The 24,221-nt window shown below is 71.5% G+C and carries 24 protein-coding genes; 12 read left to right on the top strand and 12 right to left on the bottom strand.

All coding sequences use genetic code 11. The annotated features are described in order from the left end of the window. Positions 1-4: 4 nt before the first annotated feature. Positions 5-769: a creatininase family protein gene (locus G3576_RS21015; RefSeq protein WP_164696395.1), complete on the bottom strand. Its 765-nt coding sequence runs from the start codon at positions 767-769 to the stop codon at positions 5-7. A gap of 55 nt (positions 770-824) precedes the next feature. Then, complete coding sequence (locus tag G3576_RS21010; RefSeq protein ID WP_164696394.1) at positions 825-1,298, bottom strand: hypothetical protein; 474 nt, start codon at positions 1,296-1,298, stop codon at positions 825-827. 206 nt (positions 1,299-1,504) lie between these two features. On the opposite strand from G3576_RS21010, the gene G3576_RS21005 reads away from it, so the two are divergent. Further along, positions 1,505-2,764 (top strand): c-type cytochrome, encoded by a 1,260-nt coding sequence (locus tag G3576_RS21005; protein ID WP_164696393.1) that lies wholly within the window; start codon positions 1,505-1,507, stop codon positions 2,762-2,764. A 3-nt stretch (positions 2,765-2,767) separates the two neighbouring features. On the opposite strand, the gene G3576_RS21000 is transcribed toward G3576_RS21005, so the two are convergent. Genes G3576_RS21000 through ubiA form a run of 3 tightly spaced genes read right to left on the bottom strand, consistent with a single transcriptional unit; the run spans position 2,768 to position 4,751 of the window. Next, entirely contained in the window at positions 2,768-3,178 is a 411-nt protein-coding gene (locus G3576_RS21000) for a type IV secretion protein Rhs (protein ID WP_164696392.1), read from the bottom strand. Positions 3,179-3,207: 29 nt separating this feature from the next. Further along, positions 3,208-3,852 (bottom strand): class I SAM-dependent methyltransferase, encoded by a 645-nt coding sequence (locus tag G3576_RS20995; RefSeq protein ID WP_164696391.1) that lies wholly within the window; start codon positions 3,850-3,852, stop codon positions 3,208-3,210. Further along, positions 3,852-4,751: a 4-hydroxybenzoate octaprenyltransferase gene (gene ubiA / locus G3576_RS20990; RefSeq protein WP_164696390.1), complete on the bottom strand. Its 900-nt coding sequence runs from the start codon at positions 4,749-4,751 to the stop codon at positions 3,852-3,854. Before ubiA ends, G3576_RS20995 begins: the two co-directional genes overlap by 1 nt. Before the next feature lie 29 nt (positions 4,752-4,780). Between ubiA and G3576_RS20985 the strand changes: the two genes are divergently transcribed. Both G3576_RS20985 and G3576_RS20980 read left to right on the top strand, forming a co-directional pair. Further along, positions 4,781-5,494 carry a 16S rRNA (uracil(1498)-N(3))-methyltransferase gene (locus G3576_RS20985; RefSeq protein WP_164696389.1) on the top strand — a complete coding sequence of 238 codons (714 nt, stop codon included), beginning with the start codon at positions 4,781-4,783 and terminating at the stop codon, positions 5,492-5,494. A gap of 52 nt (positions 5,495-5,546) precedes the next feature. Beyond that, positions 5,547-6,890: a glutamate--cysteine ligase gene (locus tag G3576_RS20980; protein WP_164696388.1), complete on the top strand. Its 1,344-nt coding sequence runs from the start codon at positions 5,547-5,549 to the stop codon at positions 6,888-6,890. Positions 6,891-7,056: 166 nt separating this feature from the next. Here G3576_RS20980 and G3576_RS20975 read toward each other — a convergent pair whose 3' ends face one another. After that, positions 7,057-7,713: a GntR family transcriptional regulator gene (locus G3576_RS20975; protein WP_164696387.1), complete on the bottom strand. Its 657-nt coding sequence runs from the start codon at positions 7,711-7,713 to the stop codon at positions 7,057-7,059. 59 nt (positions 7,714-7,772) lie between these two features. Here G3576_RS20975 and G3576_RS20970 point away from each other — a divergent pair, with 59 nt between their 5' ends. Beyond that, positions 7,773-8,804, top strand: coding sequence for a mannonate dehydratase (locus G3576_RS20970; protein WP_164696386.1), 1,032 nt, complete (start codon positions 7,773-7,775; stop codon positions 8,802-8,804). Next, positions 8,801-9,775, top strand: coding sequence for a Bug family tripartite tricarboxylate transporter substrate binding protein (locus tag G3576_RS20965; protein ID WP_235952282.1), 975 nt, complete (start codon positions 8,801-8,803; stop codon positions 9,773-9,775). The genes G3576_RS20970 and G3576_RS20965 overlap by 4 nt, the downstream gene beginning before the upstream one ends. A gap of 69 nt (positions 9,776-9,844) precedes the next feature. Here G3576_RS20965 and G3576_RS20960 read toward each other — a convergent pair whose 3' ends face one another. From G3576_RS20960 to G3576_RS20945, 4 genes are all read right to left on the bottom strand, one after another. Then, a complete protein-coding gene (locus G3576_RS20960; RefSeq protein ID WP_164696385.1) occupies positions 9,845-11,020 on the bottom strand; it encodes a pyridoxal-phosphate-dependent aminotransferase family protein in 1,176 nt (391 codons plus the stop codon). A gap of 83 nt (positions 11,021-11,103) precedes the next feature. Continuing rightward, the gene (gene tldD, locus G3576_RS20955) at positions 11,104-12,534 is read right to left on the bottom strand and encodes a metalloprotease TldD (RefSeq protein WP_328729465.1); all 1,431 of its coding nucleotides are present in this window, start codon (positions 12,532-12,534) and stop codon (positions 11,104-11,106) included. A 23-nt stretch (positions 12,535-12,557) separates the two neighbouring features. Next, positions 12,558-15,173: a PAS-domain containing protein gene (locus G3576_RS20950; RefSeq protein WP_164696384.1), complete on the bottom strand. Its 2,616-nt coding sequence runs from the start codon at positions 15,171-15,173 to the stop codon at positions 12,558-12,560. After that, the gene (locus tag G3576_RS20945) at positions 15,170-16,306 is read right to left on the bottom strand and encodes a COX15/CtaA family protein (RefSeq protein ID WP_328729462.1); all 1,137 of its coding nucleotides are present in this window, start codon (positions 16,304-16,306) and stop codon (positions 15,170-15,172) included. The genes G3576_RS20950 and G3576_RS20945 overlap by 4 nt, the downstream gene beginning before the upstream one ends. A gap of 346 nt (positions 16,307-16,652) precedes the next feature. On the opposite strand from G3576_RS20945, the gene G3576_RS20940 reads away from it, so the two are divergent. The 3 genes from G3576_RS20940 to ubiM all read left to right on the top strand — a co-directional run bounded on the left by G3576_RS20940 (position 16,653) and on the right by ubiM (position 19,306). After that, positions 16,653-17,360: a glycosyltransferase gene (locus tag G3576_RS20940; protein ID WP_235952280.1), complete on the top strand. Its 708-nt coding sequence runs from the start codon at positions 16,653-16,655 to the stop codon at positions 17,358-17,360. Between the two features lie 5 nt (positions 17,361-17,365). Continuing rightward, a complete protein-coding gene (locus G3576_RS20935; protein ID WP_328729461.1) occupies positions 17,366-18,049 on the top strand; it encodes a TVP38/TMEM64 family protein in 684 nt (227 codons plus the stop codon). 78 nt (positions 18,050-18,127) lie between these two features. Beyond that, entirely contained in the window at positions 18,128-19,306 is a 1,179-nt protein-coding gene (ubiM, locus tag G3576_RS20930) for a 5-demethoxyubiquinol-8 5-hydroxylase UbiM (RefSeq protein ID WP_164696382.1), read from the top strand. A 19-nt stretch (positions 19,307-19,325) separates the two neighbouring features. Here ubiM and G3576_RS20925 read toward each other — a convergent pair whose 3' ends face one another. Next, positions 19,326-19,610 carry an usg protein gene (locus tag G3576_RS20925; RefSeq protein WP_164696381.1) on the bottom strand — a complete coding sequence of 95 codons (285 nt, stop codon included), beginning with the start codon at positions 19,608-19,610 and terminating at the stop codon, positions 19,326-19,328. Positions 19,611-19,924: 314 nt separating this feature from the next. Between G3576_RS20925 and groES the strand changes: the two genes are divergently transcribed. The 3 genes from groES to G3576_RS20910 all read left to right on the top strand — a co-directional run bounded on the left by groES (position 19,925) and on the right by G3576_RS20910 (position 22,504). Further along, the gene (gene groES, locus G3576_RS20920; RefSeq protein WP_133289015.1) at positions 19,925-20,236 is read left to right on the top strand and encodes a co-chaperone GroES; all 312 of its coding nucleotides are present in this window, start codon (positions 19,925-19,927) and stop codon (positions 20,234-20,236) included. Positions 20,237-20,346: 110 nt separating this feature from the next. Next, positions 20,347-21,987: a chaperonin GroEL gene (groL, locus tag G3576_RS20915; RefSeq protein ID WP_164696380.1), complete on the top strand. Its 1,641-nt coding sequence runs from the start codon at positions 20,347-20,349 to the stop codon at positions 21,985-21,987. A 313-nt stretch (positions 21,988-22,300) separates the two neighbouring features. Then, positions 22,301-22,504, top strand: coding sequence for a cold-shock protein (locus G3576_RS20910; RefSeq protein ID WP_092955136.1), 204 nt, complete (start codon positions 22,301-22,303; stop codon positions 22,502-22,504). Positions 22,505-22,612: 108 nt separating this feature from the next. Here the strand turns inward: G3576_RS20910 and G3576_RS20905 are convergent, their stop codons facing one another. Then, positions 22,613-23,167, bottom strand: a complete 555-nt coding sequence (locus tag G3576_RS20905; protein ID WP_164696379.1) for a hypothetical protein — start codon at positions 23,165-23,167, stop codon at positions 22,613-22,615. Positions 23,168-23,239: 72 nt separating this feature from the next. On the opposite strand from G3576_RS20905, the gene G3576_RS20900 reads away from it, so the two are divergent. Further along, complete coding sequence (locus G3576_RS20900; RefSeq protein ID WP_164696378.1) at positions 23,240-24,193, top strand: threonine dehydratase; 954 nt, start codon at positions 23,240-23,242, stop codon at positions 24,191-24,193. Positions 24,194-24,221: the final 28 nt, after the last annotated feature.

Here is a 24,221-nt window from a genome sequence, read left to right as displayed (position 1 = left end):
GGCATCAGCTCCAGAGTTCGGGCCTGGCGAATTCCTCCGCCAGGCGCGCGGCCGCGGCCTCCAGCAGCCGCTCTCCCTTCGCGGCGCTGGCGCTGCGGGGGTCACCGATCACGCCGGTATCCGTCATCTGGTCGAAGCCGCGGCTGCGCTTGAAGCCGGGCGGCGCGGGCGGGGCAAACTTCCGGGGTACCGCGGCCTCGATCCGATCGTCCCTCACGCAGTCGGGGGCGAGGGCCATCATCATCGATGTCTCGGCCTCGCAGGCATGCATGACGTTGGGCTGGGATTCCAGGATGGCTGAGAAGGTGTCGGCATTGGCCAGCCAATAGGTGAGCCCCACCACCGGCACGCCGAGCGTCCGGGTCAGCTCGATGGCGGAACTCGCGATCGCCTCCGTATTGCCGCCATGGCCGTTGACCAGCGCGATGCGCCGGAAGCCGTGCCGCGCCACGCTGCGGGCGATGCCGCCGACCAGGGCCATGAAGGTCGGCAGGTCCAGCGTCATGGTGCCGCCGAAGGCCATGTGGTGCTCGGCCAGGCCGCTCCAGATCGTGGGCGTCACCAGCGCTGGCGTGCCGGCCGCCACCAGGCGGCGCGCCGTGCGCTCCGCCACCGCCGTCGCCAGCACGGTATCGACGCCGACGGCGAGGTGCGGGCCATGCTGTTCGATGGAGGCGACGGGGATCAGCACGACGGTCGCGGGCGTGGCCCGCGCCTGGATCTCCGCGGCGGTCAGCCGCGCCCAGAAGATCTCCTGCCCCTCGGCCATGCCTGCCGTCTCCCCGATGTCGGAAACGGCAGGCTAGGCGGGTCTGGCCAGGATGTCAGGCCCGGGCGCCGGTGCCGGCCAGGCGCTGGCGGCGCATGCGGAGCGACATGCCGAGCATGGTGGCGCCGACCAGCAGGGGCACATAGGCCGGGCCGGGATCGATGCGGACGTTCCGGGTGCCCGCCATCTCCACGATCATCGGCCGCAGGCTGGAGAAGACGTCGATCGCGGCGGCGAAGCCCCAGACCGCCGGTGCCAGGATCAGCAGGATGGCGATGACGCTCGCCTGCTCTGCCCAGCGCTGCCAGCCGGCCACGAAGCGCGTTGCGATGGCCGCCACCAGTGCCAGCGCGGCAATGGCGGAGAGGAGCGGCAGCTTCTCGATGATCGAGAGATCGTGCACGGCATTGCCCGAGCCCTTGAACACCACGGCCGGCATGACGTAGCCGAGGATGGCGGCGGCGGAGCCCACCATCAGCATCATCTGTTCCGTATTCTCGGGCGAGTCCCGCCTGTCGGTCTGCGCCATCGGTGTCGCTCCTGTCCTGGACTGTTGGGGCGAATGAGGTCGCGGGCCGGTGCTGCCGGCGCCAGGACCCGGCCGTGCTTCCGGCGGCGGCCTGCCATTCATGGCTGAATGGTTGCTCACGATTAATTTATGACGGCCGCGAATACAAGCGCTGAATCCATGCGCCGCGTGTTGCCGCACCGGCCGGGCTGCGCAAATCCTGGCGCATGCGCGCGATTCCCCTGCTGATCCTGTTTCTCCTGCCTTTGGCGCCGGTGCGGGCGCAGGAGGCGGTGCATGGCGGACCGGTCCGGGCGCTGGCCGTGGCCGCCGATGGCGGACTGGCCTCGGCGGGCTTCGACCAGTCCATGATCCTGTGGGACGCCACCAGTGGCCGGGCGCGGGCGGTGGTGCGCTGGCATGCGGGCGCGGTGAATGCACTGGCGGCCCTGCCCGGCGGCATGATGGCCAGCAGCGGGGACGATGGGCGCATCGCCCTCTGGCCGCCCCGCCCCGGCGCGCAGCCGCTCCGGGTGCTGGAGGGGCATGAGGGACCGGTTGTCGCCCTGGCCTTCGCCGGGCAGCGCCTGGCCTCCGCCGCCTGGGATGGCACGGCGCGGGTCTGGGACCTTGGCGGCGGGCAATCCCCGCGGGTGCTGGAGGGGCACCAGGGCAACGTCAACGCGGTGGTCTTCGGCGCCGATGGCATCGTCGTCACCGCCGGCGCGGATGGCACGCTGCGCGCCTGGCCGGAAGGCGAGCCGCCGCTCACCCTGGCCGAGTTCGGCCTGCCGCAGAACACGCTCGCCGCCCTGCCCGGCGGCGCCCTGGCCGCGGGGGGCGCGGATGGCGTGGTGCGGATCATCGGTGCCGACGGCGCCGTGCGGGAATTGCTGGCCGGCACGCGCCCCCTGGTCACGCTCGCGGCCTCCCCGGATGGCGTGCTGCTCGCGGCGGGGTCGATCGGCGGCAGCGTCACGCTGTGGGACGTCGCCTCCGGCCGCTTGCGCCAGACGCTGGAAGGCCCGGGCCTGCCGGTCTGGTCCGCGGTCTTCTCGGCCGATGGCAACACCCTCTGGACCGGCGGCGCGGATCGGCGCGTGCGGCGCTGGGATGCCGCGACAGGCAGGCCGCTCGGCCCGCTGGGCGGGGAGGCGGAGGCCGCGCCGGTGGCGGGGCTCGATCCGCATGGCGCCCGCGTCTTCCGTGCCTGCAGCGCCTGCCATGCGCTGACGCCGGAGGGCGGCAACATGGCGGGGCCGCATCTGCACGGCCTCTTCGGCCGCCGCATGGGCAGCGTGGCGGGCTACGAGTATTCCGAGCGCCTGGCGCGGGGCGACATCACCTGGACGCGGGAGACGGTGGCGGACCTCTTCACCCGCGGGCCGGACGAGGTGACGCCGGGCACGAAGATGCCGATCCAGACGGTGGGCAATGCGGAGGATCTGGCCGCGCTGCTGCGTTTTCTTGAGTCGGCGACGCGGTAGAGCCTAACGGCGCTGCTCCGTGCGGCCGACCTGGCGGCCCTGCGCGTCGTAGTGGCGGGTGACGCCGCCGGAGGTCTCGGACCGTCCCGTGCTGCGGCCCTGCGCGTCGTAATGCCGCACCGTGTCGCCGCGCTGTTCGCTGCGGCCGACGGTGCGGCCCTGCGCGTCGTAGTGGCGCGTGGTGTCGCCCCGCGTCTCGCTGCGGCCGATGGTGCGGCCCTGGGCGTCGTAGTCCCGCGTGGTGTCGCCGCGGGTCTCGCTGCGGCCGATGCTGCGGCCCTGCGCGTCGTAGCGCCGTTCGGTATCGCCCCGCGTCTCGCTGCGGCCGATCTGGCGGCCCTGCGCGTCGTAATCGGCCTTGGTCTGGGCCGCGGCCGGGGAGGCCAGGAGCAGCAGGAGGATCAGGAAGCGCATGGCGGGCAGCCTCGAAGCCAAAGCGGGCGTCAGGAAGGCAGCAATCGGGCGATGGTGACGATGCGCTCCGTGCGGTCCTCCAACTCCAGGGAGGTTGGCACGGCAAAGCTGCCGAGTGGTGAAAGCCCGTCGCGCGGCAGATAGGCCCGGCCGGGATCGGCCAGCCAGACCTCCGCCCCCGCCGCCGCCATGGCGCGGAGCCAGGGCAGGATATGGGCGGTCATCGGGGCCTCGTAGCAGACATCGCCGGCCAGGATGACGTCCCAGCGGCAGGCGACGCCGACCACGTCATCCTCCGGCAGGACCAACTCAACGCCATTCAGCGCGGCGTTCACGCGGCAGGCGGCGATGGCGAGGGGGTCGATCTCGGCGGCCTCCACCAGTGCCGCCCCGGCCTGCACGGCGGCGATGGCGGCGATCCCGCAGCCGGCGGCGAAATCCAGCACGCGGCGGCCGGCAATGGCCTCCGGCCGGTCCAGCACGGCCCGCGCCAGGGCCTGGCCACCCGGCCAGGCGAAGGCCCAGAAGGGCGGCTCGATGCCGGTCTGGCGCAGCCATTCCTCCGACGCCTGCCAGATCGGCGTGATCTCCGTCGCGAGGTGCAGCGCGACCTCCGGCACCAGGGGGGCGCGGGCCACGCTGGTGTTGGCCCGGATGAAGGCCTCGGCCTCCATCAGACGCGGCCCGCCAGGAAGGCCAGCGCGATGGCGAAGCCGACCTCCCGGTTCGACTTGAACAGCATCAGGCAATGCGCGGGGTCATGGATGTCGAGCGTGATGACCTGCCGCGCCAGCAGCGCGGCGGGCACCAGCAGCAGGACCAGGAAGGGCCAGGCGAGTCCCGCCAGCCACCAGGCCACCACCAGCAGCACCAGCGTCGCGCCGTAGCAGGCGGCGAGGAAGGGGCGCGTCGCGTCCCGGAATTTCAGCGCCGTGCTGCGGATGCCGACCGTCGCGTCATCCTCCCGGTCCTGGTGCGCGTAGATCGTGTCGTAGCCGAGGATCCAGAAGAAGCCCGCGGCCCAGAGCGCCAGCGCCGGCGCATCCAGCATCCCCGTCGCGGCCGCATAGCCCGTGGGCGCGGCCCAGGAAAACACCAGGCCCAGCACCGCCTGCGGCCAATCCGTGACGCGCTTGGCCAGCGGATAGAGCGCGATCGGCACCAGAGAGCAGGCGCCGAACAGGATCGCCGCCCAGGGCAGCTGCACCAGCACGATCAAGCCCACCGTGCAGAGCCCGGCCAGGAAGACCAGCGCCTGGAAGGGCGTGACGGTGCCCGCCGCCAGCGGGCGACCGCGCGTGCGCTCCACCTGGCGGTCGAGGTCGCGGTCCCAGAGGTCGTTCACCACGCAGCCTGCCGCCCGCATGGCGAAGGCGCCCAAGGTGAAGAGCGCCGCGAGGCGCAGCCCCTCGACCCATCCCGGCGCCGCCATGGCGAAGGCCCAGAAGCCCGGCAGCAGCAGCAGCCAGGCGCCGATGGGGCGGTCGAAGCGGCCGAGCAGGGCATAGGGGCGCCAGGCATCCGGCAGCCTCGCGACCCAGCCGGTGGCCCGGATGTCGGTGTATCCCGTCATGCGCCTATACCTGTCCGCGGAGGCCCCGCATGTCCATCCCACGCCTGTACCTGGAAACGCCACTTGCCGAGGGGGCGGAGGTCGAGGCCGCGCCCGGCCAGGCGCACCATATCGGCACCGTGCTGCGCCGGGGCGCCGGCGATGCCGTGCGGGTCTTCAATGCGAGGGACGGCGAGTTCGCCGCCCGGATCGCGTCCATCCGCAAGGACCGCGCCCGCTTCGTGCTGGAAGGCCGGGTGCGGGACGCGGCGCCGGAGCCCGAGCTCCGCCTGCTGGTCGCGGTGCTGAAGCGGGATGCCATGGATTGGGTGGTGGAGAAGGCGACGGAGCTTGGCGCCACGCTGATCCAGCCCGTCGTCACCCGCCGGACCATCGCGGAGCGCACCAAGGCGGAGCGACTCGCCGCCATCGCCCGCGGCGCGGCGGAGCAATGCGAGCGGCTCTCCGTGCCGGAGGTGCGCGACGCCCTGCCCCTGCACCGGGTGCTGGATTCCTGGGATGGCGCCAGGCTGGTGGTGGCGATGGAACGCAGCCTGGCCGCGCCCTTGCGCGCGCTTCCGCCCGCCCACCCCCTCGCCCTGCTCATCGGCCCCGAAGGGGGGTTCGAGGCGGCGGAGCTTGACGACCTGCGCCGGCGGCCCTTTGTAGTGCCGGCCGCACTCGGTCCCCGGATCCTCCGGGCCGAGACCGCGGCGGTGGCCGGGCTCGCGGCGCTGCAGGCGATCGTCGGGGACTGGACCTAAACGGCCTTGGGCACTCCGCCCCGGGCTGGCGCCAGGAAGAGAACGCAGCACCATGTCGAATCCCGGCGAGGCCGACCTCACGCCGATCACCGATACGCGCCAGCTTGCCGGCTGGTTCGCCGCCGGCAGCAAGCCGCGCGAGGCCTGGCGGATCGGCACGGAGCACGAGAAGTTCGGCTTCCGCAGGGATGGGTTGGAAGCCCCCGCCTACGAACCCCGCGGCATCAGGGCGATGCTGGAGGGCCTCCAGGGCAAGGGCTGGGCGCCGATCATGGACGGCGCCAATGTCATCGGCCTGAAGCGGGACGATGGCTCCGTCAGCCTGGAGCCGGGCGGGCAGTTCGAGCTGTCCGGCGCGCCCATGGCGGACCTCCACGCGACGCGCGTCGAACTCGCGCAGCACCTGCGGGAGGTGCATGAGGTGGCGGGGCCGCTCGGCCTCGGCTTCGCGCCGCTCGGCTTCCACCCGATGGCGACGCGAGAGCAGATGCCGTGGATGCCGAAGGGCCGCTACGCCATCATGCGCAACTACATGCCGCGCGTCGGCGGCATGGGGCTCGACATGATGCTCCGCACCTGCACGGTGCAGGTGAACCTCGATTTCGGCGACGAGGCCGACATGGTGGAGAAGCTGCGCGTCAGCCTCGCGCTGCAGCCGCTGGCCACGGCGCTGTTTGCCAACTCGCCCTTCCGGGAAGGCAAGCCCTCCGGCTTCCTGACGCTGCGCGGGCGGGTCTGGACGGATACCGACCCTGACCGCACCGGCATCCCGCCCGTGGCCTTCGAGGATGGCTTCGGCTTCGAGCGCTTCGCGGACTATGTGCTCGACGTGCCGATGTACTTCATCATGCGGGAAGGCCAGTGGATCGACGCCGCCGGCGTGCCCTTCCGCGCCTTCCTGCGCGGCAAGGCGGAGAAGCTGGCGGGCCACCAGGCGACGATGGGCGACTGGGCGGACCACGTGACCACCGTCTTCACGGATGTGCGCCTGAAGCGCTTCCTGGAGATGCGCGGCGCCGATGCCGGCAGCCCCGCCATGCTGATGGCCAAGCCCGCCTTCTGGACCGGGCTGCTCTATGACGATGCCGCCCAGAAGGCCGCCGCCGCGCTGATCCGCGGCTGGACGGTGGAGGAGATGCGGGCGTTGCGCATGGCGGTGCCGGCGCAGGCGCTGAAGGCCACGATCCGCGGCCGCCGGCTGCGGGACGTGGCGCTGGACGCGCTGGCGATCGCGCGGGAGGGGCTGAAGGCCCGCGGCCTGGGCGAGGAGGTCTACCTGGCGCCGCTGGAGGAGATCGCGGCGAGCGGGATGACGCAGGCGCAGCGCTGGCTGCAGCGCTACGAGACGGCCTGGAACGGCGATGCCTCCCGCATCTTCGCGGAGGCGGAAGCGTGAGGGGTGTGACTTTTTAGTCGCTAACCCCTTTTAGCCGTTTATGCCGTTTATGCGCGTTTAGCACCGTTCTTTCGGGGCCGTGCCGGGGTGGAACGGCGTGTTTCGCGCATGGCTGTGCCGGCGGCGCGCGAACGTAGCAAGAACGTAACGTCGGAGTCCAGGCTTTTCAGCCGACCCGTGCCTGCGGCATGGCCAGCGCACGTTCCAGCAGATCCGCCATGGCATTGTCGGAGGAGGCGACCATCAGCGCGGTCGCCTTGACCCCATCCCGCGCCCGCAGCGCGGCCAGCAAGGCGCGGTGGCTTTCGACGGAGCGCGCCAGGCGGCCGGGGCCGAAGCCGAGGCGCAGCCGCAGCGCCTCCACCAGCGCCCAGCTCCGGGCCATGACGGCGGCGGCATCGGGGTTGCGGGCCAGGGCCAGCAGCGCGGCGTGGAACTGCTCGTTGGCCTCCATCGCGGCGGGGCCGTCGCCGGCGCGCGCCGCGGCCTGGAAGCGGGCATCGATGGCTTCCAGCGCTTCCAGATCCGCATCCGAGACATGGCGCACCACATCCGGCACCAGCAGCCCCAGCACGGCGCCGCGCAGGCGGTAGAGGTTGCGGATGTCCTGCGGCGCCAGCACGCGCACGCGGGCGCCACGATGGGGGTGCGCCTCCACCAGCCCCTCCCCTTCCAGCAGCCGCAGCGCGGCACGCAGCGGCGTGGCGCTGACGCCGAGGCGGGCGGAGAGCGCCGCCACCGTGAGCTTCGCGCCGGGCGGCAACACCCCCTCCACAATCAGGCGGCGCAACTGGGCGATGACGGCGTCTTCGGCGGTGGTCATGCTTGATTCTATCAAATCCAGCGTGTTTGATGCAATCCAAGATGAGGAGACGGGCAGGCATGCGGATCGTGGCCGGGCAGTTCCGGGAGCTGACGCAGGAAGACCTGGCCTTCGCGCGCCAGATCGGCTGCGCCGGCATCACCATCAACAAGCCCGATTTCGACAGCCCCGCCTGGGTCGACTTTCTCAAATCCCAGTTCCGCGCCGCCGCGGGCCCGCGGCCGAAGCGGCGGCGCTGGTCGGCGATGGAGCTGATCCAGCTGCGATCGGCCGTGGAGGCGCATGGCCTGGCGCTGGACTGCATCGAGGGCGTGCCGGCGAATTGGCTGGACAAGGCCATGCTCGGCCTGCCGGGGGCCGAGGCGCAGATCGAGGACTTCCAGGCCACGATCCGCTCCATGGGCCAGGCCGGCATCCCCGTGCTGGGCTACAACTGGATTCCCGATGGCGTCTGGCGCACGGCCAAGGCGGCGCATGGCCGCGGCGGCGCGCTGGTGACGGGGTATGACGATGCGCTCGGCCAGCGCGTCGCGACCGGGCGGCTGCCGGCGCGCGACGAGGCGCAGATGTGGGCGAATTGGGAGCGCTTCATCACCACGGTGCTGCCGGTGGCGGAGGAGGCGGGGGTGAGGCTCTCCCTGCACCCGGATGATCCGCCCGTGCCGGTGCTGGATGGCGTCGCGCGCATCTTCCGGTCGGAGGATTCCTTCGCCCGCGCCATGGCCTTCGCCGACAGCCCGATGCACGGCATCGCCTTCTGCACCGGCACCTTCGCGGAACTGGGCACCGAGGCGATGATGCGGGCGCTGCGGCGCTTCGCGCGGGCGGGGCGCATCCACTACCTGCATCTGCGCAGCGTGCATGGCGCGCTGCCGCGTTTCGCGGAGGCCTTCATCGACGAAGGCACCGTCGATTCCGTCGCCGTGCTGCGCGAACTGCTCGATGCCGGCTTCGACGGCTTCGTCATCGACGACCATGTGCCGCACCTCGTGGACGATACCGTCTGGGGCCATCGCGGCCGCGCCCATGCCACGGGGCATATCGCGGGCATCCTGCGCGCGCTGCGCGCCACAAGGGGAGGAACAGCATGACCGAGGTGATGACGCGCCGCCGCGCGCTGGTGGCGGCGCCTTTCCTGCTGGCGCCCGCCATGGCGCACGCCCAGGGCAGCGACCGGCCCTTGCGGATCGTCGTGCCCTTCCCGCCGGGCGGGACCTCCGACCTCGTCGCGCGCATCATCCAGCCGGAATTGCAGCGGCTGCTGGGCCAGGTGGTGGTGGTGGATAATCGCGGGGGTGCCGCGGGCAATCTCGGCGCCGACCATGTGGCGAAGAGCGCGCCGGACGGCACGACGGTGCTGCTGACGGATCCCGGCATCCTGACGACGAGCCCGAGCCTGTTCGCGCGGCTGCCCTACAATCCCGCGACGGACCTCGATCCCGTCAGCATGCTGATCTACGCGCCCTACATCATGGCGGTGCATCCGGGGATGCCGGTGCGCAACGGGGCGGAGCTGGCCGCATACGTGAAGGCCAATCCGGGACGGGTGAACTTCGCGCATTCCGGCGTCGGCGCGCTGAACCACCTGACGGCGCTGGTGGTGGTGCAGCATTGGGGTGGGGAGGTGACGGAGGTCTTCTATCGCGGCGGCATGCTGGGCATCCAGGCGGCCGCGACGGGGGAAAGCCAGTTGATCGTCAATGGCGCGACGGCGACGCTGCCCTTCGTGACGGATGGGCGCTTGCGCGCCATTGCGGTGACGGGCCCGCGGCGCCTGGCGGAGATTCCCGATGTGCCGACCTTCGCGGAGTTGGGCTGGCCAGCGGCGGAGGCCGGCATCTGGCAGGCCCTGATGGCGCCGGCGCGCACGCCCGCGCCGGTGGTGGCGCGGCTGCACCAGGCTTTCGCGGAGGCCTTGGCCGTGCCGGCCGTGAAGGACCGCCTGGGTGGGCTGGGTGCGGCGGTGCGGACGGAGGGCCCGGACAGCCTGCGCCGCTGGCTGGCCGGCGAGACGGAACTCTGGGGCGGGATCATCCGCGCCCGCGGCATCCGCCTCGATTGACGACGGTCCAGGGGCGGCTCGCCCCTGGCGGGAGGGGTGTGGGGAGGGCGGAGCCCTCACCACGGATGATCAGGCGGCGGTGTCGGCCAGGTAGCCCATCGCCGCGTCCACGCCGCCCGGCGTGTGTGGCACGCCTTCCAGGCGCAGCCCGATCTCGGTGGCGGCCAGCGTGCCGAGCAGCATCGGCTCGTTCAGGTCCCCGAGGTGCCCGATGCGGAAGACCTTGCCGCCGAGCCGCCCGAGCCCCGCGCCGAGCGCCACGTTCATGGTGCCGACACGCTTCCGCAGGGCCTCCGCGTCGTGCCCTTCCGGCATCAGGATCGCGGTGACGGAATCGGAGAGGCGATCCGAATCCTGGCCGAAGAGTTGCGGGCCGTTGTTGCCGGCCCAGTGGCGCACGCAGCGGCGCGTCGCTTCCGCCAGGCGGTGGTGGCGGGCGAGGACGTTGTCGAGGCCTTCCTCCTCGATCAGGCGGAGCGATTCCTGCAGGCCGTAGAACAGCGCGATGGGGACCGTGCCGATGAAGCTGCGGTGCTTGCGGCCGAGCATGGTGGTCCAGGAGAAGTAGTGCTTCGGCAGCGTCGAGGCCTGATGCGCCCGCATCGCCTTGGCGGAGACGCCGGTGAAGCTGAAGCCGACGGGCAGCATCAGCCCCTTCTGGCTGCCGCCGACCGCCGCATCGACGCCCCATTCATCCATGCGGAAATCGAGCGAGCCGAGGGAGGAGATGGTGTCCGCCATCAGCAGCGCGGGGTGCCCCGTCTCATCGAGCAGGGCGCGGATGCGGGCGAGGTCGAGGGTCATGCCCGTCGAGGTCTCGTTGTGCACGGCGCCGATGGCCTTGAAGGAATGGGCGGTATCGGCCGCCAGCGCGGCGCGCAGCGCGGCGTAGTCCACGCCCTTCCGCCAATCCGCCGGCAGCGTCTCCACCACGATGCCGAGATCGGCGGCCATCTTCCCCCAGCTTTCGGAGAAATGGCCGGTCTCGATCACCAGGATGCGGTCGCCGGGGGAGAGCAGGTTCGTCAGCGTCGCTTCCCAGGCGGCGTGGCCGGAGCCGGTATACATGAACACCTCCTGCTCCGTGCGCAGGACGCGCTTGAGGCCGGCGACGCAGCCTTCGTAGACGGCCATGAAGTCGGGGCCGTTGAAATCGACCGTCGCATGGGCGACGGCCTGCATGACGCTGTCCGGGATGTTGGTGGGGCCCGGATTGGCGAAGAAGTGGCGGCCGCGCGGTTTCATCTGTGTTCCCTCCGCGCGGGGCGGGGTGGCCACGCGCTTGGGCGCGACTTTCCGGTGTAATCCGCGCGAAGGGAAGCGGGGCGTCAGACTGCCGTGCCGCCGACCGTGAGGCCCATCATCTTCAGCGTGGGCTGGCCGACGCCGACGGGCACGCCCTGGCCCTGCTTGCCGCAGGTGCCGATGCCGGGGTCGAGGCCCATGTCGTTGCCGACCATGGCGACCTTGGTCAGCGCATCCGGCCCGTTGCCGATCAAGGTCGCGCCCTTCACCGGCGCGCCGAGCCTGCCGTCCTCGATCAGATAGGCCTCGCTGGCGCTGAACACGAATTTGCCGCTGGTGATGTCCACCTGGCCGCCGCCGAAATTGACGGCGTAGAGGCCGCGCTTGACGCTCGCGATCACTTCGGCCGGGTCATGCTGGCCGCCGAGCATCACGGTGTTGGTCATGCGCGGCATCGGGATATGGGCGTGGGACTGGCGGCGGCCATTGCCGGTGGGCGCCACGCCCATGAGGCGCGCATTCTGCCGGTCCTGCAGGAAGCCCACCAGGATGCCGTCCTCGATCAGCGTGGTGCGGCCGGAGGGCGTGCCCTCGTCATCCACCGTGAGCGACCCGCGGCGATCGGGGATGGTGCCGTCATCGACGACGGTCACGCCGGGGGAGGCGATCCGCTGGCCGAGCAACCCGGCGAAGGCGCTGGTCTTCTTGCGGTTGAAATCGCCCTCCAGCCCATGGCCGATGGCCTCATGCAGCAGGATGCCGGGCCAGCCCGGGCCGAGCACGACCTCCATCTCGCCGGCCGGCGCCGGGATGCTGTCGAGGTTGACGATGGCCTGGCGCAGCGCTTCCGCCACCGCCTGCTTCCAGGTGGCCTCACCCAGCACGCGGGCATAGTCGAAGCGCCCGCCGGTGCCGAAGCTGCCGGTCTCCCGCCGGCCATTCGCCTCCACGACGACGGCGACGTTGAAGCGCACCAGCGGACGCAGGTCGGCCACGCGCGTGCCATCGGGGCGCAGGATCTGCACCGCCTGCCATTCGCCGGTGATGGAGGCCATCACCTGCTTCACGCGGGGGTCCTGCGCGCGGGCATAGGCATCGATCTCCGCCAGCAGCGCGGTCTTGGCCGCAAAATCCATGGCGGAGAGCGGGTTGAGGTCGGAATAGAGCTGCCGGTTGGTGGCGCGCGGCGCGACATCGAGCGTGCCGGAATGCCCGGCGGCGACGGCCTTCACCGTCTCCGCCGCGCGGGCCAGCGCGGCTTCCGTGATCTCCGCGGCATGGGCATAGCCCGCGGCCTCCCCGGCCACGGATCGCAGGCCGAAGCCGCGCGTGGCGTCGAAGGAGGCGCTGCGGATGCGGCCATCCTCCAGGCTGATCGCCTCGCTTTCCCGGTGCTCGAGGAAGAGCTCGCCATCCTCGGCGCCGCCGGTGGCGTTGCGCACCAGGCGTTCGGCGGCGGCACGGTCTAGCGTGTCGAAGAACAGGGCGTCGGTCACGGCCAGGGGGTTGGTCACGATGTGTCCTTCCGGGAACTTGGTCAGGCCGGCGAAGCGGGGGCGGCAAGGCAGGAGGCGGGGAAGCGCAGCGCGGCGACGATGCCGGGGCCCTCCTCCGGTTCCTCCAGTCCCAGGCTGCCGCCCATCGCCTCCGCCAGCGTGCGGGCGAGGTAGAGGCCGAGGCCGGAGCCCTGGTAGCGGCGGGCCAGGGAGGCATCGACCTGGGTGAAGGGTTCGAAGACGCGGTCGCGATCCTCCGGCGCGATGCCGATGCCGGTATCGGCCACCTGGATGCGGAGGCCGTCTTCCACAAGCATGGCGGAGAGGCGGATGCGGCCGCCCTGGGGCGTGAACTTCACGGCGTTGGAGAGCAGGTTCATCAGCACCTGCTGCAGCCGCGCGGCATCGCCCATCAGGTCCGGCAGGTCCGGCGCCACGGCGATGGACAGCGCGACGCCCGCCTGCAGCGCCGCATCCGCCGCCGCATGGGCGGCCGATTGCAGCAGCGGCGCGACGGCGACGGGCTGGCGCGCCATCGGCAGCATGCCGGACTGGCTGCGCGCGACATCCAGGATGTCGTCGATCAGCACCAGCAGCTGGCGCCCGGCCTCGTTGATGGCGCGGGAATAGTCCTCGATCCGCGCGGGGTTGCGTTCGCCGACCAGCGCCTCGGAAAAGCCGATGACGGCGTTCAGCGGCGTGCGCAGCTCATGGCTCATGGTGGCGAGGAAACGGGATTTCGCCAGCGACCCGGCTTCCGCCGCGGCGCGGGACTTCTCCAGCTCCGTCCGGATGCGGCGATCCTCGGTCACGTCGGAATAGGTGATGACGTAGCCGCCATCGGGCGTGGGGTCGGAGGCGATGTCGATGACGCCGCCATCGGGGCGCGGCCGGCTGTAGCGCTGGGGGACCGATCGGTCGATCGCCTTCACCCGCGCGGCGCCTTCCGGCGTGATCTGGCCGCGCAGCACCTGTTCGTCGATCAGGTCGTCCATCAGCCGCCCGGGCAGCAGGCGGTCCGCCGGCATGCCGGTGAGCTGGGAGGTCTTGGCATTGGTCGCGACCACGCGGCGGTCGGGGCCGTACATGATGAGGCCGTGGCGGATGGTGCCGAGCATCGCCTCCAGCGCCGCGGCGTGGCTCCGGGCCTCCGCTTCCGCGCGGTGCTGGGCGGTGACGTCGGTGACGACGGAGATGTGGCCGCCATCCGGCAGTATCGCGTCGCGGATGGAGATGACGGTGCCGTTCGGGCGCACGCGCAGCATCTCATCCCAGCCATCGGAGCTGGAGACGAATTTCCGCGCCATGGTGCGCGCGGCATGGTCGGCGGAGAATTCGCCGCTGGCGACGCGGCGGGCGACGAGGTCGTCGATCAGGTCGCCGACCTGGACGGGCGCGCCTTCCATGATGCGGCTGTAGGCGGCGTTGAACATCGTCACGCGGCGGTCGGGGCCATAGACGCAGACGCCATGCGGCAGGGCGGCCAGGATGCCGTCCAGCATGACGGCGCGGGCGCGCGATTCCGCCTCCGCCTTCTGCAGCGCCGTGACGTCGGTGATGACGGAGATATGGCCACCATCGGGCAGGCGGGCGGTGCGGGCCTCGATCACCGTGCCGTTCGGGCGGTGGTGCAGGACGGGACGGGCATCGACGCCGTCGCGGGCGAATTGCCGGCCGATGACGATGTCGGCCTGCGCCGGGCTGAATTCGCCCTCCGCCACGCGCCGGGCGACGATATCCTCCAGCCGCTCGCCCAGCTGGACGACGGAGCCTTCCATGATCCGCGCATGGGCGGCATTGACGAGGGAGACGCGGCGATCCGGGCCGAAGACGCAGATGCCGTGCGGCAGGGCGGCCAGCACGGCATCCAGCATGGCGGCGCGGCGCCTGGCGTCGTCCTCCGCGCGCTTCAGGGCGGTGATGTCGCCGGCCTCGATCAGGCAGCCGCCATCGGGCATGGGCTGCATGGTGAAGCGCACCACCTCCCCCCCCGGGCGCTGGCGCTGGCGGATGGCGGGGCGGTGGCGGTCGCCCTGCATCCGTTCGCTGATCACGGCGGCTTCCTCCTCCGTCACCTCCCCGCGCGCGACCAGCAGGCCCATCACGTCGCGATGGGTGTGGCCCGCGCGGATGCTGTTGGGGGGAAGGCCGATCAGCGCCTCATAGGCGGGGTTGGAGAGGCTGAAGCGCATATCCTGGTCGAACAGCGCGACGCCGCCGTGCAGGCAGGACAGCACCGTTTCCAGCTGGCGGGCACGGGCGGAGGCCTCGGCTTCCGCCCGCACCAGGTTCGTGACATCGGCGCTGCAGGTGAAGAAGCCGCCGCCGGGAAGCGGGCGGCTTTCCAGCAGGATGGTGCGGTCGTCCCGGATGCGGAGCAGGCGGGAGGTGGCGCGGCTGCGATCGACGGAGAGCACGGCCCGCGCCAGCGTCTCCGGATCGCCAGGGCCGTAGCCGCCGGCCCAGGCGAGGATGCGCACGATCTCCGCGAAGGGGGTGCCGGGGGGCGCGATGCGGGGGTCGAGCCCCTGCCAGGCGAAGGTGGCGTCGTTGCTGAGGACGAGGCGGTGGTCGGCGTCATAGACGACGATCGCCATCGGCAGCGCCGTGAACAGCGCGTGCAAGGTCTCCGCGGGCGGCGCCGGCGCCGCCGTCACGGAACAGGGGCCGCGCGGGGAGAGGCCGGGCGAAGCGCATGCAGCGCGACGAGCGCCGCGGCCAGCACCAGCACCGCCGTGGCCTGGTGCAGCGTGCCGAGCGAGACGGGCACCACATGCACCAGCGTCGCGACCCCCAGCGCGTATTGCAGCGCGACGGCGGCGCCGAGGGCGAAGACGGCGCTGCGGGCATGGCCCGGCGCCAGGCGGCGCTGCGCGGCCCAGACGGCGCCCAGCGCCATCACCGCGGCGATCGTCGCCAGCAGGCGGTGGTTGAACTGCACGGCGAGGATATTGGCCGTCATGTTCCGCCACCAGGGATCGAGCAGCAGGTAGCCATCCGGCAGAAGCTGGCCATCCATCAGCGGGAAGGTGTTGTAGGAGAAGCCGGCCCGCGTGCCGGCGACGAAGCCGCCCGCCAGCATGGCCGCGACCAGCGCCCAGACGGCGACCTTCAGCATGCGCCGGACCGGCCGCGCCTCCGCCGCCGCGGTGCCTTCCGGTCGCAGCAGGCCGAGGGCGGTCCAGACCAGGGCGGAGAAGATCAGCAGCGCCAGGCCCAGATGGATCACCAGGCGATAGGGGGAGACGGCGGTGCGATCGGCCTCGAACCCCGAGGCGACCATGTACCAGCCGACCGCGCCCTGCAGCCCGCCCAGCGCCAGCAGGCCGAGCAGCCGCGGCTTGGCGCCGGCGGGGATGCGGCCGCGCAGCCAGAACCAGGCGAGGCCCGCCGCATAGACGAGCCCGATCAGCCGGCCCCAGAAGCGGTGGATCCATTCGAGCCAGAAGATTTCCTTGAACCCCTCGATCCCGAAGCCGGCATTGACCAGCGCGTATTGCGGGATGGTGCGGTAGAGGTCGTAGAGGCGCTGCCATTCCGCCTCGCTCATCGGCGGCAGGGTGCCGGACAGCGGCGCCCATTCCATGATCGAGAGGCCGGAGCCCGTCAGCCGCGTGGCGCCGCCGATGGCGACCATGGCCCAGACCAGGCCGGCCACGCCCAGCAGCCAATACGCGACGGCGCGGCGGTCGCGGCTGGCGGGGGATTCGGCGTCGGGCAGGGTCTGGGAGCGGAAATCGAAGGGCATGGCGGCAATATAGAAGCGGTGGGCGATCTGCGCAGCACCCACCCCCCGCGTGCTTGCCGGGATTCCGCGCCCCTGCTACCCCGCCGGCATGGCCCCCGAGCTTCCCCCGGGGCCGGACCGGCCCCCGGGCGCCAGTTCGGCGCCCGATCTCAACTCCACTGGCGCCAGTTCGGCGCCCGATCTCAACTCCACTGGCGCCAGTCCGGCGCCCGATCTCAACTCCACTGGCGCCAGTCCGGCGCCCGATCTCAACTCCACTGGCGCCAGTTCGGCGCCCGATCTCAACTCCACTGGCGCCAGTTCGGCGCCCGCTCTCAACTCCACTGGCGCCAGTTCGGCGCCCGACTCGACCTCTTCCGGCACCCCCGACATCGCCGTCGTCATCCCCATGCGGAACGAGGGACCCAACGTCCTGCCGCTGGTGGAGGAGATCGCCCGCGCCCTGGCCGGCACCCGCTACGAGATCGTCTGCGTCAATGACGGGTCGGACGACGATACGGGCGAGCGCCTGGCGGAGGCCGCGCGGCGCTTCCCGGTCCGCGCGCTGCGCCACCACCGCGCCTGCGGGCAATCCGCCGGCGTGGTCACCGGCGTTGCCGCCGCCCGCGCGCCCTGGATCGCGACGCTGGATGGCGACGGGCAGAACGACCCGGCGGATATCCCGGCCCTCTGGGCGCGCGCCCGGGCCGAAGCCGCGCAGGGCCCGGACATCCTGGTGGCCGGGCATCGCGTGAAGCGGCAGGACAGCGGCATCAAGAAGGTCTCCTCCCGCATCGCCAATGCGGTGCGCGCCCGGCTGCTGGGCGATGCGACGCCCGATACGGGCTGCGGCCTCAAGGTCTTTCCCCGCGCGCTGTTTCTTCAATTGCCGCGCTTCGACCACATGCACCGCTACCTGCCGGCGCTGGTGCTGCGGCATGGCGGGCGGGTGGTGAGCGAGCCGGTGAACCACCGGCCGCGGACCCGGGGCAAATCCAACTACGGCACGCTGGACCGTCTCGCGGTCAGCATCTCCGACATGCTGGGCGTCATCTGGCTGCAGCGGCGCTGGAAGCGGCCCCAGGTCGAAACCATCGGTCTGGAAGAGCAGTCCTGACCAAGGTGCCCCGCCCCGCCCGCTGGCGGTCACTGTCGAAGCTGCTGGTGCTGGCGGCGGGGCTGCTGGCCGGCGGCGCTTTGCTGCGGGAGATGGGGGGCGTGCCCGGCACCGCCTGGGTGGACAGCACCATCCGGGACGAGGGCATCTGGGGCGAGGTCGTCTTCGTGGCCGTCGGCGCCGCCATCACCGCCATCGGCGTGCCGCGGCAGAGCCTGGCCTTCCTCGGCGGCTATGCCTTCGGCACGGTGCTCGGCACCGCGCTGGCGCTGCTGGCGCAGGTGATCGGCTGCGCGGCCGCCCATGCCTGGGCGCGGGCGCTGGGGCGGGAATGGGCGGAACGCCGGATGGAAGGGCGCTTCGGCCACCGGCTGCGGCCGCTGCGCGATGCGCTGGCCGCCAACCCCTTCAGCGCGACGCTGGCGCTGCGGCTGCTGCCCATCGGCAACAACCTGGCGCTGAACCTGCTGGCGGGGATGGCGGGCATCGGGCTCGGCCCCTTCGTGCTGGGCTCGGCCATCGGCTACCTGCCGCAGACCGTCGTCTTCGCGCTGCTGGGCAAGGGCATCCGGGTGGAGGGCGCGTGGCAGCTGGGCCTGGCGGCGGTGCTGCTGGCGGTCTCCATCGCGCTCGGCCTCTGGCTGCTGCGCCGGCACCGGGCGGCGCGCGTGCTCGACGAGGAAAGCTGATCCCTCACTTGCGCGGGATCATGGACGGCCGGGTCTGTCCGGCCTGAGGTGCGGCCCGATATGCGCGGGATGGATGCCATGGATTGTGACGTCGCCATCATCGGGGCCGGCCCCGCGGGGCTCGCCCTGGCCTCGGCCCTGGCCGGCAGCGGGCTTGGCGTGACGCTGCTGGAGAAGGCGCCGGAGGGGGCGATCGCCGATCCCGCCTTCGATGGGCGGGAGATCGCGCTGACCCGGAAATCCCAGGCCATCCTGCGGGCGATGGGGGCCTGGGACGGGATCCCGGCCGCCGAGGTGTCCCCCCTGCGGGAGGCACGGGTGCTGAATGGCGGCCAGGCGCTGGCGCTGCGGCTGAAGCCGGAGGGGGATGGGGAGCCGCTCGGTCGCCTGGTGCCGAACCACCTGATCCGCCGCGCCCTGCACGGCACCGCGATGCGGGCGGGGGCGCGGCTGCTGGCGGGGCGGGCGGTGGCCGGGCTGCGACTGGGGCGCGACGCCGCGACCGTCACGCTGGAGGGCGGCGAGGCGGTGGCGTCGCGTGTCGTGATCGCCGCCGATTCGCGCTTCTCGGAGACGCGGAAGCGGGCGGGCATCGGCGCGGCGATGGTCGATTTCGGCGGCACCATGGTGCTGGCCCGCATGGAACACGAGGCCGATCATGGCGGCGTGGCGACGGAGTGGTTCGGCCACGGCCAGACCATCGCCATGCTGCCGCTGAACGGGAAGGTTTCGTCGGTGGTGCTGACGCTGCCGCCGGCCCAGGCCGCCGCGGTGATGGTAATGCCGCCGGAAGCCTTCGGGGCGGAGATCACGCGGCGCTATGGCGGGCGGCTCGGGCGGATGGTGCTGGCGGGGACGCGGCACGCCTATCCGCTGGTCGGCGCCTATGCCCATCGCTTCGCGGGGCACCGCTTCGCGCTGCTGGGGGATGCCGCGGTCGGCATGCATCCGGTGACGGCGCATGGCCTCAATTTCGGGCTTTCGGGCGCGGCCCTGCTGGCGGAGGCGCTGCGCGGCGCGCGCGACCCCGGGGAGGCGCCGGCGCTGGTGCGCTACGCCGCCCGGCACCGGCGGGCCACCTTGCCGCTGTTCCTGGCGACCAATGCGGTGGCGCGGCTCTACACCGACGACCGCGTGCCGGCGCGGCTGGCGCGGGCCGCGCTGATCGGCGCGGGGGCGGCGCTGGCCCCGGTGCGGCGCGCGATCGTGGCGACGCTGTCGGAGACGTCGCACGGCCTGGTGCCGCGCCGGGGCTGAGGCCCCGGCGCCGGCCGCCTCAATGCAGGGTGAATTGCCCGTTGGCGTAGCGAAGCTCCGCGGGGCGTGTCAGGGCGGCGGAGGCGACGCGGACGGAGTGCAGCGGCCCGTCGATCTCCCGCCGCCAGAAATCAAGGAAACTGCCGAGCAGCGGGAAGCGCGGCGCCAGATCATGCTTCTGCCAGATGAAGGTCTGCAGGACGCCCGGATGGTCCGGCATGTGGTAGAGGATCTCGGCAGTGGTGAGCCGCCAGTCGGGCAGGGTGGCGAAGCGGGCGAAGCGTTCGAGGCCGGAGAGATCCATCGTGCTCCTTTCTGGCCCGGGCTGGTCGGGCCCTGATGCTGCGTCGCGAGGGTCGGGCCGGTTTGGGTCGCCGGCATGACCATCGCGTTGCAGCATGCCATGCGGGCGAGGCGGGATGTCCAGAAAAACCTTTGGGATCAGTCTGTTAGCACTCGCACTCTGGGAGTGCTGACAACGCTTGACGCGGCCCTGGGACTCCCCTAGATCGTTGGCACTCCTCTGGGGGGAGTGCTAGCGGATGCCATGACGGGTCCGCTGGCCGTGCAAATCTCCGGAAGAGCTTGCCACTCATTGGAAGCGACAGGAGAGGTTCGATGAGCTTTCGACCCCTGCATGACCGCGTTCTCGTTCGCCGCGTGACGGCCGAAGAGAAGACCGCGGGCGGCATCATCATCCCCGACACCGCCAAGGAAAAGCCGCAGGAAGGCGAGGTTATCGCCGTCGGCTCCGGCACGCTGAACGACAAGGGCGAACTGCGCGCCCTCGACGTCAAGGCCGGCGACCGCATCCTGTTCGGCAAGTGGTCGGGCACCGAGGTGAAGCTCAATGGTGAGGAGCTCCTGATCATGAAGGAGTCCGACATCATGGGTATCCTCGACAACCCTTCCGTGGCGAAGGCCGCCTGACGCAGGCCCCGGGCTGGCGCGGTTCGTCCCGCGACGGCCCGACAAGGCCGGCCGGAAGGCCTGCCCTTCGCCTCGTCTCCTCAACGGATCAGATCAGGGAATAAGAGCACATGGCTGCCAAGGACGTTAAGTTCGGCGCCTCCGCGCGCGACAAGATGCTGCGCGGCGTCGACATCCTCGCCGATGCGGTGAAGGTCACGCTGGGCCCGAAGGGCCGCAACGTCGTGATCGACAAGAGCTTCGGCGCGCCGCGGATCACCAAGGACGGCGTGACCGTCGCCAAGGAGATCGAGCTGGCCGACAAGTTCGAGAACATGGGCGCGCAGATGGTGCGCGAAGTGGCCTCGAAGACCAACGACCTGGCCGGTGACGGCACGACGACCGCGACGGTGCTGGCCCAGGCCATCATCCGCGAGGGCGCCAAGGCCGTTGCCGCCGGCATGAACCCGATGGACCTGAAGCGCGGCATCGACAAGGCCGTGACGCACGTCGTGGCCGAGCTCGAGGCCAAGACGAAGAAGATCACCACCTCCGCCGAGGTCGCCCAGGTCGGCACGCTGTCCGCCAACGGCGAGTCCGAGATCGGCGAGATGATCGCGCAGGCGATGGAGAAGGTCGGCAACGAGGGTGTCATCACCGTCGAGGAAGCCAAGTCCATCCAGACCGAGCTCGACGTCGTCGAGGGCATGCAGTTCGACCGCGGCTATGTCTCCCCGTATTTCATCACGAATGCGGAGAAGATGATCGCGGAGATGGACAACCCCTACATCCTGATCTTCGAGAAGAAGCTGTCCCAGCTGCAGCCGATGCTGCCGCTGCTCGAAGCCGTGGTGCAGTCGGGCCGTCCGCTCGTGATCGTGGCCGAGGACGTCGAGGGCGAGGCGCTGGCCACGCTCGTCGTCAACAAGCTGCGTGGTGGCCTGAAGATCGCCGCCGTCAAGGCGCCGGGCTTCGGTGACCGCCGCAAGGCGATGCTCGAGGACATCGCGATCCTGACCGGTGGCCAGGTGATCAGCGAGGATCTCGGCATCAAGCTCGAGAACGTGACCCTTCCGATGCTCGGCCGCGCCAAGCTGGTCAAGATCGAGAAGGAGAACACCACGATCGTCGACGGCGCCGGCTCGAAGGACGAGATCAACGGCCGCTGCGAGCAGATCAAGGCGCAGATCGAGGAGACGACCTCGGACTACGACCGCGAGAAGCTGCAGGAGCGCCTGGCGAAGCTCGCCGGTGGCGTGGCCGTCATCCGCGTCGGTGGCAGCACCGAGGTCGAGGTGAAGGAGCGCAAGGACCGCGTGGACGACGCGCTGCATGCGACGCGCGCCGCCGTGCAGGAAGGCATCGTGCCGGGTGGTGGCACCGCGCTGCTGCGCGCCAGCCAGAACCTGGGCAGCCTGAAGGGCCTGAACAACGACGAGCAGGTCGGCATCGAGATCGTCCGCAAGGCGATCCAGGCGCCGTCCAAGCAGATCGCGACGAACGCCGGCAAGGACGGCGCCGTGGTGGCCGGTGAGGTGCTGCGCACCGACAGCTACACCTTCGGCTACGACGCCCAGAAGGACGAGTACAAGGACCTGGTCCAGGCCGGCATCATCGACCCGACCAAGGTCGTGCGCACGGCGCTGCAGGATGCGGCTTCCGTCGCGTCCCTGCTGATCACGACCGAAGCCATGGTCGCCGAGCGCCCCGAGAAGAAGGCGGCTCCCGCCGGCGGTGGCGACATGGGCGGCATGGGCGGGATGGACTTCTGATCCCGCGCCCGACCGGGGCGACCCGGCTGGGACGGAGGTCCGGAATCTGGACGTCTGGAAATGGGGGCGGACCTTCGGGTCCGCCCCTTTTTTCATGCCCGCTGACACAAAGTTGACAACGCCGTGACCGGGCCTTTCGGGGCTTTGACACCTGACTGGCGGGTTGAGCATCCTTCATGTGTCATTGCGTCCTGGCTTTCCGCCGTGCCTCCCGGGCCACTCCCCGGGTGTCTACAAGGCTCCGCCATCGCATGGCGCCCCCGCCCGGGCGATCGGCGTCAGGGCGTTGCTAGTCAGAAGGAGCGCGGATCGCATGGCGATCGGCACCGTGAAGTGGTTCAATGCGACGAAGGGCTTCGGCTTCATCGTCCCGTCGGACGGCGGGAAGGACGTTTTCGTCCACATCACCGCTGTTCAGAAGGCCGGACTCCAGGGCCTGAACGAAGGCCAGAAGGTGTCCTACGAAGTGGCCATGGAACGCGGCAAGGCGGCCGCCACCAACCTCCGGCCCATGTGAACTGACGGAACCCGCGGATGGCGGGTTCCGCACTGACCGGCACAGACACCCTGGTGCCTGTGCCACCCTGATCGGCCAGCCTGGGATGCCAGGCTGGCCGAAGCTGTTTCAGCCGGCTTCCTGCACGAAGACGCGGCGGGCGCCGACGGCGTGCAGCGCTTCCTCCGCCTGGCGGCGGGCCGTGTCGTCCGGCGCGCGCAGGCCGATGACGGGGCCATGCGCGTCGGGCGGCGGCGCGTGGGTCTCCGCCTCGCGCGGTGCGACGGCATTCGCCACCACCTCCCCCACCGCGCCGGTCCCGGCCCCTGCTGCCGCGGCGGCCGCCACGGCGGGCAGCAGCGCGCCGCCGCTGGCGATGACGATGCCGGCCGCCGCCATGGAGGTAGCGGCCATCGCCGTGCCGACGCCGAGCTGGCGCTGGTTGCGGCGATCCGCTTGCTCCGGGTTCTCGTCCGGCGGGTCGACCGTCTCGTTCACCGCCGGCGGCTCCGGCTGCGCCGCGTTGGTGGAGCCCACCTCGTCACGCGCGCCGCCGGCGCGCAGCTGCGCGATGGCGGCATCGCGCGCCGCCTCGTTCTCGAACTCGCCCCAGACAACCGGCACGGCCGGGGGGGTGGTGTCCTCCTGGCCAGTCCACTGGCTGCTGTCCACGGTGATGGCCATGGTCACGCCCTCCGCTATGGTTCCGCGGAGCAACGCCCCTGGTGCCGTCTCGTTTCCGATCGGAGTGACCGCGTGTTCGACCTGCCCGCCCTGGAAGACGCCGCCCGCCTGGTGCACGGCGTCTTCCCGCCGACGCCACAATATCCCTGGCCGCTGCTGGCCGCGCGCACGGGCGCGGAGGTCTGGGTGAAGCACGAGAACCACACGCCGACCGGCGCCTTCAAGGTGCGCGGCGGCCTTGTCTACATGGACCGGCTGGCGCGGGAGAGGCCGGGCGGGCCGGGCGTGATCTCCGCGACCCGGGGCAATCACGGGCAGTCGCTCGCCTATGCGGGGGCGCGGAGCGGCGTGCCCGTCACCATCGTCGTGCCGCGCGGCAACAGCGTGGAGAAGAACGCGGCCATGCGCGCGCAGGGGGCGACGCTGGTCGAGCATGGCGAGGATTTCGACGCGGCGCGGGTGGAGGCGATGCGGCTGGCCGCGGAGCGCGGGCTGGAATTCGCCCCCTCCTTCGCGCCGGACCTGGTGCGGGGGGTCGCGACCTATGCGCTGGAGCTGTTCCGGGCGGCGCCGCCGCTCGATGCGCTCTATGTGCCGATCGGGCTGGGGTCGGGCATCTGCGGCTGCATCATGGCGCGGGACCTGCTGGGGCTGGCGACGGAGATCATCGGCGTGCAGAGCACCGGCGCCGATGCCTATGCCCGCAGCGTCGCCGCCGGCCGCGTGGTGACGACGGAAGCGGCGGTGACGAAGGCGGATGGCATGGCGACGCGGGTGCCGGACCCCGCGGCGCTGGCGATGATCATCAGGGGCGCCGCGCGCATCGTCACCGTGACGGATGACGAGGTGGCGGCGGCGATCCGCGCCTATTGGCAGGACACGCACAACCTCGCGGAGGGGGCGGGCGCCGCGCCGCTGGCGGCACTGATGCAGGAGCGGGAGCGCATGCGCGGGAAGCGCGTGGCGACCATCCTCTGCGGCGGCAACATCGATCTCGACCTGTTCCGGAGCTGGGTACTGGCGTGATGCTTGCGGATCGAAGCCGATCCGCCCT

Origin of the sequence: Falsiroseomonas algicola, from assembly GCF_011040385.1 — a bacterium.
Classification (GTDB): domain Bacteria; phylum Pseudomonadota; class Alphaproteobacteria; order Acetobacterales; family Acetobacteraceae; genus Falsiroseomonas; species Falsiroseomonas algicola.
This window is presented reverse-complemented; position numbering and strand designations above follow the sequence as displayed.